Genomic DNA, 17,379 nt, shown 5'->3' on the forward strand with positions numbered 1-17,379 from the left:
TCGGTGTAGCTACAACAAGCGGGCTTAGCGATGCAGGCGCCTTATGAATTCCGTTGAGGAGTCGAAATTGTCGCGAAGCCTGTTCCGGCGCGAACTTTGCAAACCTAGTTGCGCAAGGCCAGGGGTAAGCGTCTTCCCAGCACCGTCTAGAGATTTACTGCATTAAGAATCCATTGCGCTATCCCTTCCGGGCGCGGTAATTCGCGCAGGACAAGTACACTCGGCAATCATGTGGTCAATTGTTGCAACGAAAGGGGGTACCATGGTTGAGTCATTCGTTGAACGCAGCTTTGCACGTATGGTCGAGAAGGTCTCGGACTATGCAATCTTCCTGCTCGACCGCGAAGGAATTATCCAGACCTGGAACCCAGCCGTTGGACGACAGATCCATCTGCACTAGCGACACATCCGGTTGCACGGAACGACGCATCATCTTGCACTACGATATCGTGAGGTAACCTGAGTTCCGTGGACGCTTCCATTTGATAAACTTGTCAAAGGGAGTGTACTTATGAAATTAACGACATATATGCCGGAGTTCCGTGCGAAGGCGGTCGAGCTGGTGCTTGCTCAAGGCTTGACGCTGGAAGAAACGGCGAAACGAATCGCCATCCCGAAGGGGACATTGGCGAACTGGGTGGCTCGGCCAAGCGCGGTAGCGATCCGAGAGCGCCAGGCAGCCATAGCGTCGCTGAGCTTGAAGCCGAGGTTGCGATGCTGCGCAAAGAACTGGCTGTCGAGCGCATGGAGAAGGAAGTGCAAAAAAAGCCACCGCGTACTTTGCGAGGGAGTCGCTGGCCGGTACGCGTTCATGAAGTCGGTGCGACTCGATTACCCACTTGGCCTGTTGTGCCGTGTCTTTGATGTGTCGCGCAGCGGCTTCTATGCAGCAGTGGAGTGCCCGCCATCCCGGCGCGCTCAGGCCGATGAGCGGCTGAAGGTGGCGATCAAAGCTGCGCACGTCCAGACACGGGAGACATACGGTCCGTCGCGGCTGCAGCCCAAATTTGTCGCGCAAGGATTCGATACGGGGCGTGACCGTATAGTGCGGCTACGGCAGGAACTGGGCCTGCGGTGCAAGCAGAGGCGCAAGTTCAAGGCGACGACCAACTCTCGCCATGCGTTCGCGGTGGCGGAGTACCTGCTAGCGGTCTTACTCAACGGGCGTACCATCGCCTATGCCAGCGGGTCATCCGATGCCAGCCCCCTCGCATGGCCGACATTTCACGAAGTGCTTAAGTCCCGGCCACCCTCCGGTGCCACCACACATCGCACATTCCTCACCGTTCTGACGAAGCTGCTCGGCGCGCTCTAGACGCATGGTCCAGTCGCCGGGCACAACTAAAAACGTCACATGACGATTGCTAGGTTCCACTACATCAACCATTGCCAGATCCCCATGCAAACTAACGAAAAGATCGTGCCAGCGATAGCGAGAAATGCTAGACAGACGATCAATTTTCGCAGTGCGTAGCTGATGCAGAAAAGTGTGAGCCCAGTGAAAACGTAAATGAGCTTGGCCGTCGTCGTGTGGACAACAAAAAAAGGAAGCAGACTAAGTGCGCCGTGCAGGTAGTAAATTGCGAGTGCGGTCACCGTGCCGGGCACCAAGATCGAAACGAGCTCCTCGTTCTGCCCGCGCAGCTCGTCGTCTGAATAAATCGAATTGCCAATGCGATGAAAAGCCATGTCTGCCTCCAAGTCACGATGTCATACCGCATAATATCCCATTTTGGGATAATTTTACGGAAGTGGTCACATGGGCGGATGAAATCCATCCACGACCCACGCTACATCGAGTTCATCGAGCAATTAATTCTTGAACGTTGGAAGAGAAAAATTACGCAAGAGCAACTTTCAATTTCTCTTGGCCGACCTCAATCATACGTCGCGAAAGTGGAGAACCTCGACCGTAGAGTCGATGTGGTCGAAACGCGAGACTGGTTGAGCGCGCTGGGCGTCGCACCATCGGAGTTTATGGATCGAATCCCGTGGTGGAGTTCTGGGTCGTCTCCACCGCAGAAATGAAAAACAGCCAAAGCTGGCAGACACATTACGCGAAGATAGCTATTCTCTGCTCTTGACGCGCAGTACTAACGGTCGTTGATAGCTTCAAAGTAACTGGGCTCTCGGCCGTCAGTGCTGGATAAAATTTTCTGAAGTTGTCGAGCTGCGCGATGGCTCAGAAACGGCTCGTCGCCAAGCTCCAAAAGGAAAGCGGCACGAGCCTCGACCGCTAGCGCGAATGCTCCGTTATTGCCGTATTTTTCGATCGAATATCGCTTGCTACGAGTGGATACACCCTTGTTTTTTGGACTGCGTGCTACCCACGATGAGTACTTCGTTTTCCCGGAGGGGCGGGACAGGAAGACGCCGGCTACGCCACTTGTATTGACAGTATTGATGCGCGCAGCTACCTCTCCCGTTGGTAATGTCGGGTTGTCGAGAAATACGCGATCCCGCCATGCCTTCGCCGCAGACAACGCATCATCCGCAGTGCCATATACGGAATCGGAAAACGTCTTACGGTACTTTACTCCGCCGCGTTCGATGCTCACCCTCCAGTTACCAGTCATCGATTTCGTAATGTAACGGCCTATGTAGGGCTCGCCGCTACGATTAGAGGCGGCGAGGAGGTCCGCGTCCCGCTGAGCGATAGCGACGCGCTGCGCTTCAGCGGCCCTCTGGCGCCGAACAGTCCGGGCCTGATCGCGCTGCGCACGCTGCTGGTCCCGCAACGCCCGGCGCTCGGCTGGTTCGTTAAGCAATGCTTCAAGCGCGTCCATATGAGCGCGGCTGCTGACCTGCATCGGTTGCATTTGCTGTCGGAATACGACACTCTCCAGCTCAGCGAGGCCTTGCTCGCGTGCTTCTATCGCTAGGCGCCTCGCATCATCTTCGCCTAGCTTCGCGATCGAGAAGTGACGCACACTAACGGTGCCCCCGCTGCGCGGAACACACGCTACCCAGTACGCGTTTCTTACATCAATACCTTCCTTGGTCCGATAGCCTTTTTCGCGCCGCGCGACGCCAGGAATACCCGATGTGTTGTTACTACGCACAATGGAACAGAACTGCGCCAAAGTCATTGCGGGATGTTGAGCGATGACACGGTCGCGCCATGCTTGCGCCATTTGCAACGCCTGCACGTGGTCGCCGCAGCGATGTTCCCAAAACCGCTTTGTGAAGACAATACCATTACGTCTCAAAACAACGTGAAGCACATACCCAGCGATTGCGTGTGGAATGCGGTATATCCCGATGCGGTCAGGCGCGTGTTGTGATCTGGTTATGGGCTGCATAATAAATTCATGGCAATTTGAGACATGTCGTTAATTTGACAAAAGGTGATCCCAACAGTTCTATTTTCGCGAATTAATTGCCGCGCATGACATCCATATGTCAGCGCGCCCCAGACGAAGACAAGAATATCGACGAAAATGGCAGCTGTGGTAAATATTCCACAAAAGTAATGTTAGCAATATGTCATATTATGTTATGATCTGTAACTAAAATGGTGAGCTCAGTGGCAATGGGGGGAGTGCTGCCCTCCCTGCCGGGGACGTGTTTCATCGATCTTTTTATCACTCATCAGGAGCGAACGTATGAGCTTACAGGAATTGGTTGGTGACCGTCAGCACGCCCGCTTGCTGCGATTGTCGTTTCCAAACGGCGACGGCCCTTCGTCAACCCTGCTGGTAAATCGGATCGATGCCTTTGAATCTCTGTCACGACCATTCGAGTTCACCGTCGAATTACTTTCCGACGACCCAAACGTCGCTCTGAAGGAGCTACAAGGCAAAATGATGTGCGTCGCGCTGGTGCGGCGAGATGGTTCCATGCGTTATTTTACCGGACGCGTCTTTGGATTCGCGCTAAAAACGGTGGATGGAGGAGTATCGTTTTACGAAGCGAAACTTGGCCCTTGGTACAAATATCTGACCATGCGTAAAGATAATTTCCTGTTTCATTACACTACAATGTACGACCAGACTGCCAGCATCTTCAGTGATTATGGTGGGCTGGCCGACTGGGACTGGCGTGTTCAAGGGGCAACTGATGTGTTCACGGATTGCTGCCAATTTGACGAAAGCGATCGCAATTTTCTCGAAAGGCGCTGGGTCGCTGCGGGGATTTTTTACTGGTTCGAGCACACTGCCACAGGGCACAAGCTCGTCCTATCCGACGATTCAACGGCCGTTGCGCCTATCGATGGAAATCCTGAGGTGCCGTTTCAGCGGCATGCCGGTTCGACACACGAAGATGGGTTGGGAGAATGGTCGCCAGGCCGCCAGATCGTGACCGGTAGCGTAGCCTTAGCGTCGTTTGACTTCAAAGCGCCCCACCCCGCGCTCACTTCGCTGCCCAGCGTCAATCAGCAAGGCGACATACCGAATATTGAGTCATACGAGTACACGGGCGCCTTAGGGTTTAAAAGCGGCGGCGGCCGTTCCCTGGCCCAGCTCCGCATGGAAGAAGTCGAGGCAGCTGGCAAGCAGTTTGATGGCAGCGGTAATTGCCGCACTGTGATGCCAGGGCGCTGGTTCCGACTCACTGGTCACTTCGATGCCAGTAGCACCGGAGGCGACGATCAAGCGCGCGAGTTCCTGATTACGGAGGTGACCCACAGTGCCTCGAATAACTACCACGTCAAAAATACATCAGAATCCCATTATGAGAATCGTTTGTCGTGTATCCGTAAGATCATTCCCTTCCGCGCAGGACGCGATCACAACAGCGTCGAAACAAAGATCCACGGAATACAGACGGCAACGGTAGTCGGTCCTGCTGGTGAAGAGATCCATACTGACGAATATGGCCGGGTTCGCGTCCAATTTCATTGGGACCGCGCAGGCACTAATGATGAGAAGAGTTCAGCATGGATCCGTGTCGCGACCCCTTGGGCGGGACCGAATTTTGGTATGACTTTCGTCCCTCGCATCGGGACTGAGGTGCTCGTTCAATTTCTTGATGGCAATCCAAACCGTCCGGTAATCACTGGCATGGTTCCGAACGCCAATACGATGCCACCATGGACACTTCCAGCTAACAAGACTCAGAGCGGCATCCTAACGCGCTCCACGCCCAAGGGCAGCTACGACAATGCCAACGCATTACGCTTCGAAGACAAAAAGGGGCAGGAGCAGCTCTGGCTGCACGCCGAAAAAGACCAGCTCACCGAGGTCGAGCACGATGAAGACAAATGGGTCGGCAACGATCGGCGCAAAACTATCGATAGGGACGAGACCACGCTGGTCAAGCGCGACAGAACCGAAACGGTGAACCGGGACGAGACAATCACTATTCACCACAACAGGGTCGAGGTTGTGGACAACGACGAGACCATCACGATCCATAACAATCGCTCTGAACGCGTCGACCACAATGAAAAAATCAGTATTGGCGATAATCGAAGCGAAGATGTCGGAAAGAACGAGAAAATCGATATCGGCGGCAATCGAACCAAATCGGTAGCGAAGAATGAAAAGGACAAAATTGGCAAAAACTGGTCGATCAATGTCTCCAAGATGAAGACCGAAACGATCGGCATGGCTTATATGCAAAACGTAGGAATGGGACGGATGGAGAACGTCGGCATGGGGTACAGCCTCAATGTCGGCATGATCATGTCCACGATCGTCGGCATGAACAAGATGACCAACGTCGGAGTCGACTATTCAATTTCTGCGGGGACAAGTTATACGGTGGAAGCAGGCGGCGAGGGCGGCAGCGTGCTCAAAATGGATGCTGACAGCATCACATTGACGATCGGAAAATCGAGCCTCACGTTGAAAAAATCCGGCGAGATCGAACTGGTCGGCGATGAATTGCAGATTGCAGGTACCGATAGCATTTCGCTGATCAGCCCGAACATTCACAATAACTAAGCGATCGTTATAACCCAACAGGTTAAGGCCTCAACGTGAATAGTTTGTTGACGAACCAAACACCACTACCGGCGATTGTGAAGCCATACCGCGATCACCTTGGGCAATCGCATGTTCTTGTCATCGCCAAGGCAAGCTGGCGCATTAGTACCGACCGCATGGCGCCAGCTGAGAAACAAGTACCATTGCACATGGAGCCGGTACGTCTGCGTATTGGCGACTTCGAACTCGATACGGCGCAGTGTGAAGCGGTAAGGCAGCGGCTGGATCAGCAGGTCGTTTGGATCGACCATGATCTGATGCCGCCAAAGCCAGCCTTCGATGTCATCGTCGCAGGATACGCGACAGCCCCTCCCAAGCATGCCGAAATGTTTATCGACGCCGGAATCAAGATCGGAGAGAACACAGGTTCAATCCGGGCGCACACGCCACGATGCTGGCAAAAAAGCTGGCTCGGTTATCGTCCCAGGCCCCTGTCTCCTGTCGTGCGCCGCGTACCCGTTAGCTATGCTTTTTCGGATTGGTCGGAAGGATTTGATATCGATCCTGGAAAGGATGGTCCTGACGTGGTGGCTTACCTGCCGTGGATCGAGTCACTGCATGCATCCGCGAAGCGGCGTGGACACGCACGTGCGCCCGCCGGCCTCGGGTATTGGCCAGAGAACGCGGCCCATCGGCGCATACATGCTGGCAAGTACGACGACGAATGGCAAAAGAATGTCTCGCCGCACCTGCCCAAGAGCTTCAATCCGTGTTTCTTTAATGCGGCCCACCCGGATCTACAACTCAAAAGCGCGCCACTACCAGGCACTGCAATACGTCTGGTTCACTTGGCACCACAGGCCATACTCGACTGCTCGTTTCCTCATTTGAACCTGAGCGCACAAGGTCGTACCGCCGGTGGCGAGATGCTAGTTCCGGTGTCCTTGAAGCCCGACACGTTGACGATTGAGCCAGATGAGGACCGCTTTTCGATCGTCTGGCGTGCCTTGCTTCCGGCAGGCTCCGCACAGTCTGCCGTCCGAACTGTGCGACTTTTCAGGTCCTAGCTGAACCGACATGCGCAACCCCTCGGCCCGCACGCTAACACAGCTGCAACTATAACTTCCCAGGAAATTTATGCAAACAAATGCCCAACTCGCTTCGCGCCAATCCATGGAGACATTGCACCAGTATAGTGCCAAGGTGTTGTCCGTCGCGGGCACCGTCTGCGAGCTATCGCTTGACGAGATGACGGTGCAAGCATCGATTGCGACCCATGTTTTGGGAATCGCGCCCGGACAGCGGGTCGTTGTCCTGGGGGACAGAAGTGGCACCGGGTGGCTTGTTACAGCCGCTTGGCCAGACCCGGCAGACCAGCGTGCCCCCCTGCTTGCGTTCGAACCGGCCACGGGCACGCTCAGGATCCGGGCAGCACGCCTGGACTTGGTGGCCCTTGCAGAAGTACAACTTAGCTGCGGCGAGGCGCGCATTGGACTCAGTCTCGACGGTAAGGCGCACATTGAAGGCGCCGAGGTATTGTCGGCGGCAACTGGATCGAACCGTATTGAAGGAGCCACGATTGATCTCAACTAAGGTAGCAAGCTTGAGCCATCGATTGCCACCGTTGGCGGGATTGCTAGACGATACGCTGGACCAGGCAATCCGAGCCCGCCAGCGGCGCGTCATGATGGCGGATAACTTAGTCGTCAACCTCGCCGCCTTGCGGGTGCCCGACCGCAGCCTGGATAGCTTGCTGCAGGCCGCAGCAATGTACGGCCGCGATGCCGTCCTGCAGCTTGACTCAAGGCTGGCAACGCTGAACGGCCCGCGCAAGGAGGCGGCCGTATTCCTGCGCATCGCCCTTGCCGTGCAAAGCGGCGATCCGGCATTGTGTCAACTCGCCGCCACTTTCCATACTGAGTTCCGGCGCGCGGTTCTGGATGGCTGTGCCTTCTATCCTGTGCCTGGCGGTACGTTCAGTGGCAATGACGATCATATCGTACAGTTGTTCTCCTTTAGCAGCACTGTGCCCGCACTACGCCCAATCGCCCTTGCGCTGGCAGGCATGCGTGACGTCAAGCGGCTCGCAGCAGAGATCGACGCCTTGCGGGATGATCCGCAATGGGCTGGCCCCGCCTATCTGGCCTTGACGAGGATGGGGGCAGCGCCACCCGATACCAGTAACTTTATTGAGGACGCATTGCAGTCGGTTTCGCCAGCCCAGGTCGCGCTCGCCATGGATCTGATTGCCGCCGACCCACGGGTCATCAGTAACGAGCAGCTACTGCAAGCAAGCGCGCGCATGGATGCCGACACCGACAATGCCTGGCTCATCGCTGCTTGCCGTGCGCCCCGGGCGGTTTACGAGCGCGCAGCCGCCAGCACATCGATTGCCTATCCGCTGCTGCTACAAATTTCAGCCTTGACCGGCTACTTGGACGGCGTCATCCGCGCCTGCCATGCAATCGCCGCGACACCGGGGCCGATTACCCAGCTCGAAGCCGATCTGCTCACATTGGTGCTTGGCGAGTTGCCGGTCGAAGCACGCTGTGCGCCAAATGATGGCCACGCCAAATCGCTGGCACTACGCAACCTGTTGCTGCGGACGTGCCGAAACGCGCATGTTCCGGTATGCAACGACGCTGATATCTGCGCCTGGAATGTAGACGAGATATTGGCCAATCCCCAGGCTGCCTATGGCATTCGCTTCCGCAATGGTGCTCCCCTCACTCAGCAAGTCCCTCCCTTAAACAGCGTTGTTTTTGAAGTTAGCCATACCATGCGCCAGGCGCTCTACATTGAACGCGCCACGACGGCGGGTCACGCGCTGGCACTATCGGCAAAAGATGTGACGCGGCGTCAAGAACTTGCATGCATGATCAGTGAATTCGCCGACGCGATGACTGAAAACTGATTGCACAGCCGCCCATCCATTCAAGGCCAGACACCCGCGTATGACCTCTATCCCAGCACCACTATTAATTCTGCAAGCCCAGGGCTTGGTCACCGCCATTGGCAATTCGACCGGGCAGACTGTCGCCTCATGGATCGCACAGTCACGGCGCTCGCGCAAAGTACGCCTGGCAGGATTTGCCGATCCGTTCACCATCATCGATTGTGCCCACGTCTGCGGCGATTCGGTGGGGCCAGAACGGCTCGGCCGACTCCTTCCGTCCGCTGTCGCAGAGGCGCTGGATGACTTCGCCGCGCCTTCGCCCCACGATCGGCAGCCTGCCTTGGAAATACTAGTCCTCCCAACATGGCTGACGCATGAGCAATGCAATGCCCTAGACGCTCAGTTCAGCGCCTGTCTTGCAGACCATACAGATTGGACTGCGCGACCGCGCGAGCGACTGATCGTGCAAGCAGGAACGTGCGGAGCCTGGATCGCTCTTGAACATGCCTATCGAGCAATGGACGCGAATCTACAACTGGAACACGTTTTGATCGCGTCGGTTGACAGCGCGTGCGAACCCGGTGTCCTCGCCGATCTGGCCTCACGAGACCTCATTTTCGGTCCGGGCCACGCACAAGGTTTCGTTCCGGGTGAAGCAGCAGCATGTGTCCTTTTGAAGCGTGCGGCCCATGCAGGAAAGATTCCGGCGACGAAGTTCGCACTGCATCGGCCCGCGCTCATCGCGTCCCCCAGCGGCTTCCGGATTGACGACGGCGCGCCGGACGCTTCGTCCCTGGCGCAAGCCCTGGCGCGCGCACTAGACTTTGCGGCGATGGAGGCCATCCACATCAGCCATCTCGAAAGCGATATGGATGGCTCAGACTGGCGTGCTTTGCTTGAAGCAAATGCCTTAAACCGGGTGATCTTCAGCGTCACCACGGCGCTGCCCCAATGGCGCCCGGCGACACTGCTGGGACAGACCGGCATTCCCTCCGGCTTGATCGGGTGGATTCTCCCGGCAGTTCTTCACGCCCAGGGGATCGAACAGGTAAACACCGTGCTCAACTGGAGCGTGGACGCCTCCGGCCAATGCGCTGCCTGTGTACTCGAACGCTCGCCCTACTAACGTACTGAGAATCTATGCCTACCAACGTTCGTACCGATAACAACGACCTGGTCACGCAATATGCGCGCGGCACGGTTTTTCAGCAAGCCGATCCGGTCCTGCTCAAGCCGAAGGGCGACCCAGGCGTCGCGCCACACTTCAATATCAGTACCACCATCAAAAACCCGGCCGGCACCGTCTACGACCACAAGACCAAGGTAGCCCATAGCGAAAGCTATATGGGACAGGGCAAGCATCTGCCGATCGTCATCGTTGGACGCAATACGGGCCAAGTGGATGGCGACAATGGTTTCCTGTCGTGGGCAAAAACCTTGTACGTAGAAGGTCGCGGCGCCGTGATGCATGGCGTCCAGACCGGCGTCAATGCCTTGTGGAGCATGCTGCCCCCGGCAGTCAAGAACATTGTGCAAAATGGTGGGCAGGTTGCCGGTGGGATGACGACCAAGGACTTCGCGGATGCTGCACGCGATGATGCCGAGGCCATGCTTAATGCGTTGAAATCGACAGATACCCTGATTGCACTGGCACAGACGGCCGCCTTGATGGGTGTGTCAGCTATTCCGGTGGTAGGCCAGATTGCCGGTGGCGCAGCGGCCGTCCAGCGCATCAAAAGCGCAGTCGAAGCGACGGCGGGGGCGGCCGATGAGTTAAAGGCGATGATGGACCGCTGGAGCAAACCGATGAGTCCGACGCAAATCGCGGCCGAGCGCAAGAAACTTGCCTCGTTTCTCATTCGGGTCGGCGTGTCGGCGATTCTCGCGGCGCTCGGCAAAGCGATGGGCAAGCTGTCGGCCCGTTCGAAGGGGAAAGAGAATTCGACAAAAGATGTTGAAGTTGGCACGGCAGCGGCACCAGCGGTGACTGGATGCCCATGCAAGCGCGGCAGGCCGGTGATCGTTGCAACAGGTGAAAAGACGCTTACTCAAGCCGATTTTTCGTTGCCTAGTACGCTTTCGCTTGAGTGGACTCGTGTCTACCGCTCCGGCGATGAACGGATTGGCTGGTTCGGCCAAGGCTGGAGCGCACCGCTGTGCGTCGAACTGCAACTCTTCGCCACTGAGCTAGGCTATCGCGATGAAAACGGGCGGACCGTTATTCTCCCCGCGCCTGGCGTCGGCGCCGCCCATTTTGATCCATACGAACAATTTACGGTTAAACATCCGTCGGTCAATGATTGGGAAATTTGCTTCAAGGATGGGATCACCCAGCACTTCGTCCGGTCCAGTCAGGATCAATTGGTACTCCCGCTGTGCCACATTTGGGATCGGAACAACAACCGCATCACACTAACTTATCCAGGCGAACCGGCTGATCCAATGGAAGTCGCACGGCCCGATTACATCACAGATGCCAGCGGTCGAGTTCTGCAACTTTCCTGGAGCGATGCCCGCCTTTTGACCGGGGTCAGGCTTCAAGACTCAGCGCTAAAGAACTCGTCAGTACTGTCGACCTACCAATACGACCAGGACCAAAATTTGGTCGCTCATCTTGATTCCAATGGAGGACTAAGGACCTACGAGTGGCGCAACAATATCCTGACCGCTTATACCACCGCTGATGGTGCGCGCTATGTGGCGCAGTACGATGAATATTCCCCTTTTGGGCGCGTGGTGCATTCATTTAGTGAACAAAGTGGTCAAGGACTTCATTTTTCCTATAGCGATAGGGCACGCACAACCCTAGTGACAGATAGCCTCGGGCGCCAAACATGCTATGCGTACAATGATCGAAAGGACGTCGTTCTTACCAGGCTGCCGGATGGAACCAGCACCGAAACTCCTTACGATGCGAACGGCAACCGGCGCGGAGCCAAGGATGGCTTAGGCCGGCAGACCCACTATCGATTTGATAAACGCGGCAACATCATCGAAATTGTCGACACTGCAGGAGCGCGAACGGTTATCGATTACAACGAAGCGGACCAAGCGGTTTGCCTAACCGATGCGATGCAAAACAAATGGGAGCGGAAGTACGATGAGCGAGGGAACCTAACCGCCGTCATCAATCCTCTCGGGCACAAAACCGCCTACGTGAACGATACTCGGGGACTACCAATCACCGTTATCGATGCTCAAGGGGGAGTTAAAAAGCTCAAATGGGATGCTTTCGGAAACCTAATTGCCCACCAAGACTGTACAGGATCTGAAATACACCTCGAATACGACTTTCTGGGTCGCTTAACGCGTCGGACAGACGCCATGGGACAATCGACTATGTACTCGTGGGACGCGGTCGGCCGCCTCACCTCGATGCGCGAACCCGACGGCGCAGAACACCAGTACGAATGGAGTGCAGGCGGACAGCTCGTAAGCTACCTTGACCCTGAAGGAGCCCGCACACGGTATTTTTACAATGGCGACGGCGACCTAGTTCGTCGGGTTGACGCAAATAATTGCGAACTGCAGTATGTCTATGACGAGTCGGCTCGCTTGGTCAGGCTTGTCAATGAAAACGGCGACTTTACCGAGTTTCGCTACGATATTCTCGACAGGCTGACCGACGAAATCTCGTTCGACGGACGGCACCAGCGCTATTGTTACGACGCTGCAGGCGAAGTGACGCACATCGTGGAACCCGGCGAGGGGGATCACGGCCCGGGCAAAGTGACACGACTGGAACGCGATGCGGCAGGACGAATGATTGCACGCATTGTAGAGTGCGATCCGGCAAGCGAAGCTACTTATTCGTACGACATCTTGGGCCGCATGCAATCTGCAACGAATCGATATGCCCAGCTATCTTTTGCTTACGATCCGCTTAGCCAGCTTCTCTCGGAAACACAAGTACTGAGTGGCGGTACCCAGCTAAGCTTGAAACATGCCTATGACGAGCTTGGAAACAGGATTCAGACGACGTTTCCCGATGAGCGAAAGATCAATACGCTGTTCTACGGTAAGGGCCACGTGCACCAGGTCAATCTGGAAGAAGGCAGCAATAGTCTTGTGATCGCCGATATCGAGCGAAACAAGAATCATCAAGAGGTTCAGCGGCGCGCCGGCGCAGTCGAGCGGACGTTTTCATATGATCCAATGGGCAGGCTCACTGGCTTCAAACGGCAGTTTCTTGTCGAACCAATGCAGGATGGGCAAATCACAACCTCGCGTAGCTATGTCTACGATCATACGGGAAGGCTGACTCGGTCTTCCGATGACCAAAACGGCGAAAAACGGTTTCTCTACGATCCATTAGGGCAGATTTTGCAAGCGAGTGGCCGGATCGACGAATATTTCTCGTTCGATCCGGCCGGCAATATTCTCGATACCAATTTGCATTCCCCTAATAAAGCGCCCGGCAATCGGATTTCCAGCTTCAAAGGCCAATCTTATGCGTACGATGCTTACGGGAACGTGCAGAGCCGAGTGGGCTCGGGTGATCGCATGGAGTTGCTCTGGAACGGGCTTAACGAACTTGTAGAAGCGGAGTGCAACAACAACGGCGTACTGAGCCACACTTCCTTCGAGTACGACGCGCTGGGCAGACGCACACGGAAACACGATCAATTTGGATGTACAGAATTTCTTTGGGATGGTAACCTTCTGGCCCAGAGCCGTCGCGGCGGAAGGGTCTCACTATTCCTTTTCGAGCCCAACACATACTTCCCAATGGCAACCATCCAAGATGGCGAAGTATTTTGGTATGAATGCGATCAAATCGGTACTCCCATTGTGCTACTGGACAACGCCGGTCGCGCTGTATGGGACGCTGACTATGCTGTGTGGGGAAAACAAATTGCTAAGCGAAATGGCACTGACGGTACTATTGCAACATCGTATGCAAGGGAAAGCAACCGTATTGAACAGCCGTTCCGTTTCCAAGGCCAACAGTTCGACGCCGAGACCGGACTGCACTACAATCGTTTCAGATACTATGACCCATGGTGCGGAAGGTTTATCTCACCTGATCCCATAGGTTTAGCAGGAGGCACTAACGTATATGCATACGCCCCCAATCCCTTTTCTTGGAGTGATCCGCTCGGCTTGAAAAGCACGGCGAAGCTGCGGCAAGGTATGAAAGCCTCAGGTGTGACATGTCCGAAAGGATACGCTGCGCACCACAAGATTGCCGAACAGTTTGAAGACCATCCAGCCCTTGCGGAGGCAAAAAAGAGGGGCATATGGAACATTAATGAGGGGTCGAATGGAGTTCCGCTCCCGAGGACCCAGGCAGAGTCGCTGGCGACAGGGAAACCGCTCCATTCAGGCAATCATCTTGGTACCTATTATGATGAAGTTTTACAGGGCTTGGATAAAATCGGGACCGTTCCTTCAAAGCTCGCGAAAATGAGTGATGCGCAATTACTCGGTAAAATAAACGGCGTCGAAAACAAATTACATTCTATGTTGGAACAAGATCAGATCAGATTGCAAAGTACTGATCCGCGTCCTCCTGGAACGATTTGCAGCTTATGAGGAATATCAATGTATTATTTCCTAAAAAATAACAAAATTGATTGGGGCACTCTTTATTTCGAGCCTCCTGATGATAACTATTCTGGTATAGGCGGGATCGAGCCGCCAATAGAAGGGACGAAGGTAACTTTCAAATTAACTTCACCCAACACTCGAAAACTCGATGCGGATTTTATTCGAGCTAACCGGGGTTTTCTGTGTTCAAGAAAAATGCGAAACATATTGATTGATTCGGAGGCCAATGTAAATTTTTTGCCAGCATCCCTCTATGATCGAAAAGGCAAACTGGCGAGCGACGACTACTTTCTAATGCATATCTCGCACCAGATAGATTGCCTTGATTACACAGAATCCGAATATGAAGATCGTGAAGCATTTAAAGCCTCAGGCGAGACAGATCTGGACGTGATTACGAAAGTCAACAAGATTGTTTTGGATGTCACTCGGATTGGAGGGGTAAATGCTTTCTTCGTCTCTAATGCTCCATTTGCTTACTTGCCGGTGGTCGATGAGTCGGTTGGGCAGAAATTCCGGGGCATCGAATTAAAAGGTTTAGAATTGATTCCGGTAAATACCTTTGTTTGGAAAGACCTTGGCGTTCTGTGACCTTCCGGAAACCTTGCGGCTATGCACACGACACTCATGAGGCAACTATGAACAACGTAATTCGTACATTTTCTTCCGGAATCGACAAAAAACTCGGCGAATACATTTATGCCCTTAGGGACCCGCGCGACAATAAAATTTTTTACATCGGTAAGGGTAATGGAAACCAGGCCATCGCCGGTCCACCACAGCACTTTGATCATGTCACCGCGCCGGCCCCACGGAACACAAACACGTGACCGCTGTAGGGATCTTCCGTTAATGTCGTCTCCACGGTAAGCGATTTCGTCGGCCAATGCTGAGTTAATTTGTTTCTCATTGGACGCGCGGCGCCGATGCCATCATGGCCGCAAAAAAATCATTAGGGCAAGTGAACGTGATTTTAGCGATTTTAGATACTGGGTGCGAGATATCGCGCTGCAATCCTGCTGACGGCACGACCGGACACAGCGGCAACGGTCCGACCGTTCAGGCCACGCCGTCAATAGTTTGAGCACCAGTAGTCCCCTCGGCGACGCCGAGGAACTACCAACCCGAATTGCCTGTTTCAGTCATCTTTTTGCATCCCACGCATATAGCTAGTCCACCCCTCCATATCCATGTCCTCGTCCCCGATGTACCGCTGAGAAATCCTAGCCAAGAATGCTTCCCTTGCCTCAGGGGTGGCTAGCAGCAACTTATCTTCCACGCTGTGCGACGAGACGATCATATTCCCGTTAGATGTTTCGACACACTCAAAAGAGCCCATGTTGGTGCATTGATTGACCGCCGTGTAGAGTGCATACGCTTCCTCATGATCGGTGACATCGGCTTGATCAAGAAAGGCAGAAAAATCTGTAATGGTAGTCATTTTTTTCCTTTGCAAAACTGATGGAGGTCGTACCGAGAGCTTACCACCGCATTGAAAAAAACAGCACACTGAGCAGCGGAGCTTACAGTCGCCGGCCGTTTTCGCACTCGGCATCGCTGTTTTCATTCCACGCGGCGGCGGTGCCGGTTCCCTGGCAGGGGCGACATGACACGAATTGATGTTGGCCGGGCCACCCGCCAGTACCCCCACACATTGCGCACTCAAGCCCGCTCTCACGAAGTAGCGCGGCTTGTACTAGCCGGAAGTTCCAATCTTCCGGCAACGACGAAAGTGCCCCCGTGCCATCTTGAGGTTCTAATGCATCAGCCATTGCCAAATTCCCATTCCACACAAAGTAAAAATTGTGCCGCCAATCGCTAGCACCACTAGCGAAACGATCAACCGGCGAAAAGTATGCCCAATGCAGAACAGCGTAAGGCCCGTGAAGACGTAAATCAGTTTAGCCGTGGTGGTATGCACAACAAAAAATGGCAGAGGGCTCAGCGCGGCATGCAAATAGTAAATCCCGATGGCCGTCACCGCCACGGGCACGAGAATCGAGATGAGGTCCTCATTTCGACTACGCAGCTCCTCGTCAGAGTAAATCGAATTTCCAACGCGATGAAAAGCCATTTTGATCCTCCACGGTGTCAGTGTAGGGGGTCATAATATCCCATTTTGGGATAATTTCACGGAAGTGGTCACATAGCTGGATGAAATCCATCCATGACCCACGGTATCTCGCATTTATTGAACAGCTGATCTTAGAACGATGGTCGCTCAAAATTACTCAAGAGCAACTATCGATGGTACTTGGGAGACCGCAATCCTACGTCGCTAAAGTGGAAAACTTGGACCGGAGAATTGATGTCGTTGAACTGCGTGATTGGCTGATGGCCCTCAATATTGAGCCTACGGAATTCATGTGTCGGATTCCGTGGTGGAGTTCGAACTCCGCGTCAACGGAACAATGAGGGTCGTGCTGGCGCGGCAAAATAGCTCCTAAAGTGTAGTCGTTCGGATCGTCAGAACCTCCCCAGCTGAGCACATCGACGTAAGGATTGCCGGCCGCATCCTCGACATTCGCGGGACCGCCATTTGAAGCTAATTTCGGGCGACTATGTGCATTTTGGATTCCGACCGAAGGACCTCGAGCTCAGCTCTCAGCGACGTTAATTCGGCCCTCACTGTCAACAGCTCAAGCTCCGTGTCTCTATGAGACTGCGCGAGTCCAGCATACATGGTTTTCCAATCATTCATCCTCTCATCAGGGCCACGGCTGCTTTTACGGGGAGATGCGCTCATTGCGGATTTTCTGTGTGCCAACCAGATGTTGACTTCTTCTCTTAAGACCTTGTGGCGGTGGCTGAAGTAAGTAGTAATATGGACATCAGCTCGGCGCGCCACTTCCGCGAGGGAAAGTGTTCCTCCGTTTTGCGGATACACTCCGTTACTTGAGTCGATCTCGTGTCCTATGGACTTCAACGCTGCCCGAGTGCGGCTTACGATATCGAGAGTTCGTTGCGCGCCTTGGCGTAACGCTTTTTCTCTAATTTTCTCTTTTGTTTCGGCTGACTTTCGAAGCGGCGAAAATCCGGGAGTGATATTTTTTTGGGTCATGG

The 17,379-nt window shown here is 54.5% G+C and carries 14 protein-coding genes and 1 pseudogene; 10 read left to right on the forward strand and 5 right to left on the reverse strand.

Going from position 1 to position 17,379, the window contains the following annotated elements:
* Nucleotides 1-511: 511 nt before the first annotated feature.
* Nucleotides 512-1,147: pseudogene (locus CR152_RS06580) on the forward strand (transposase); the annotation flags it as partial.
* A 227-nt stretch (nt 1,148-1,374) separates the two neighbouring features.
* Here CR152_RS06580 and CR152_RS06585 read toward each other — a convergent pair.
* Entirely contained in the window at nt 1,375-1,689 is a 315-nt protein-coding gene (locus CR152_RS06585; RefSeq protein WP_099874191.1) for a hypothetical protein, read from the reverse strand.
* A 404-nt stretch (nt 1,690-2,093) separates the two neighbouring features.
* A complete protein-coding gene (locus tag CR152_RS06595; RefSeq protein WP_099874193.1) occupies nt 2,094-3,302 on the reverse strand; it encodes an AP2 domain-containing protein in 1,209 nt (402 codons plus the stop codon).
* A gap of 303 nt (nt 3,303-3,605) precedes the next feature.
* On the opposite strand from CR152_RS06595, the gene CR152_RS06600 reads away from it, so the two are divergent.
* The 8 genes from CR152_RS06600 (at nt 3,606) to CR152_RS32715 (ending at nt 15,146) form a co-directional block, all read left to right on the forward strand.
* Nucleotides 3,606-5,888: a type VI secretion system Vgr family protein gene (locus CR152_RS06600; protein ID WP_099874194.1), complete on the forward strand. Its 2,283-nt coding sequence runs from the start codon at nt 3,606-3,608 to the stop codon at nt 5,886-5,888.
* A gap of 35 nt (nt 5,889-5,923) precedes the next feature.
* The gene (locus CR152_RS06605; RefSeq protein ID WP_099874195.1) at nt 5,924-6,937 is read left to right on the forward strand and encodes a DUF2169 domain-containing protein; all 1,014 of its coding nucleotides are present in this window, start codon (nt 5,924-5,926) and stop codon (nt 6,935-6,937) included.
* Between the two features lie 70 nt (nt 6,938-7,007).
* Nucleotides 7,008-7,463 carry a hypothetical protein gene (locus CR152_RS06610; protein ID WP_099874196.1) on the forward strand — a complete coding sequence of 152 codons (456 nt, stop codon included), beginning with the start codon at nt 7,008-7,010 and terminating at the stop codon, nt 7,461-7,463.
* Nucleotides 7,450-8,784 (forward strand): hypothetical protein, encoded by a 1,335-nt coding sequence (locus CR152_RS06615; protein WP_157778352.1) that lies wholly within the window; start codon nt 7,450-7,452, stop codon nt 8,782-8,784. The genes CR152_RS06610 and CR152_RS06615 overlap by 14 nt, the downstream gene beginning before the upstream one ends.
* A gap of 40 nt (nt 8,785-8,824) precedes the next feature.
* On the forward strand, nt 8,825-9,892 hold the full coding sequence (locus tag CR152_RS32705; RefSeq protein ID WP_157778353.1) for a hypothetical protein: 1,068 nt from the start codon (nt 8,825-8,827) through the stop codon (nt 9,890-9,892).
* Between the two features lie 14 nt (nt 9,893-9,906).
* The gene (locus CR152_RS06625) at nt 9,907-14,301 is read left to right on the forward strand and encodes an RHS repeat-associated core domain-containing protein (RefSeq protein WP_099874199.1); all 4,395 of its coding nucleotides are present in this window, start codon (nt 9,907-9,909) and stop codon (nt 14,299-14,301) included.
* A 9-nt stretch (nt 14,302-14,310) separates the two neighbouring features.
* Nucleotides 14,311-14,907 carry an imm11 family protein gene (locus CR152_RS32710; protein WP_157778354.1) on the forward strand — a complete coding sequence of 199 codons (597 nt, stop codon included), beginning with the start codon at nt 14,311-14,313 and terminating at the stop codon, nt 14,905-14,907.
* 47 nt (nt 14,908-14,954) lie between these two features.
* Nucleotides 14,955-15,146 (forward strand): hypothetical protein, encoded by a 192-nt coding sequence (locus CR152_RS32715; RefSeq protein ID WP_157778355.1) that lies wholly within the window; start codon nt 14,955-14,957, stop codon nt 15,144-15,146.
* Between the two features lie 308 nt (nt 15,147-15,454).
* Here the strand turns inward: CR152_RS32715 and CR152_RS06635 are convergent, their stop codons facing one another.
* Together CR152_RS06635 and CR152_RS06640 are read right to left on the reverse strand one after the other, a co-directional pair.
* Nucleotides 15,455-15,757: a hypothetical protein gene (locus CR152_RS06635; RefSeq protein ID WP_099874200.1), complete on the reverse strand. Its 303-nt coding sequence runs from the start codon at nt 15,755-15,757 to the stop codon at nt 15,455-15,457.
* A gap of 315 nt (nt 15,758-16,072) precedes the next feature.
* Nucleotides 16,073-16,390 carry a hypothetical protein gene (locus CR152_RS06640; RefSeq protein ID WP_099874201.1) on the reverse strand — a complete coding sequence of 106 codons (318 nt, stop codon included), beginning with the start codon at nt 16,388-16,390 and terminating at the stop codon, nt 16,073-16,075.
* Nucleotides 16,391-16,470: 80 nt separating this feature from the next.
* On the opposite strand from CR152_RS06640, the gene CR152_RS34965 reads away from it, so the two are divergent.
* Nucleotides 16,471-16,731 (forward strand): helix-turn-helix domain-containing protein, encoded by a 261-nt coding sequence (locus tag CR152_RS34965; protein ID WP_099874202.1) that lies wholly within the window; start codon nt 16,471-16,473, stop codon nt 16,729-16,731.
* A gap of 130 nt (nt 16,732-16,861) precedes the next feature.
* On the opposite strand, the gene CR152_RS32720 is transcribed toward CR152_RS34965, so the two are convergent.
* Nucleotides 16,862-17,377 (reverse strand): hypothetical protein, encoded by a 516-nt coding sequence (locus CR152_RS32720; RefSeq protein WP_208640085.1) that lies wholly within the window; start codon nt 17,375-17,377, stop codon nt 16,862-16,864.
* Nucleotides 17,378-17,379: the final 2 nt, after the last annotated feature.

The organism is Massilia violaceinigra (assembly GCF_002752675.1).
GTDB lineage: Bacteria > Pseudomonadota > Gammaproteobacteria > Burkholderiales > Burkholderiaceae_D > Telluria_A > Telluria_A violaceinigra.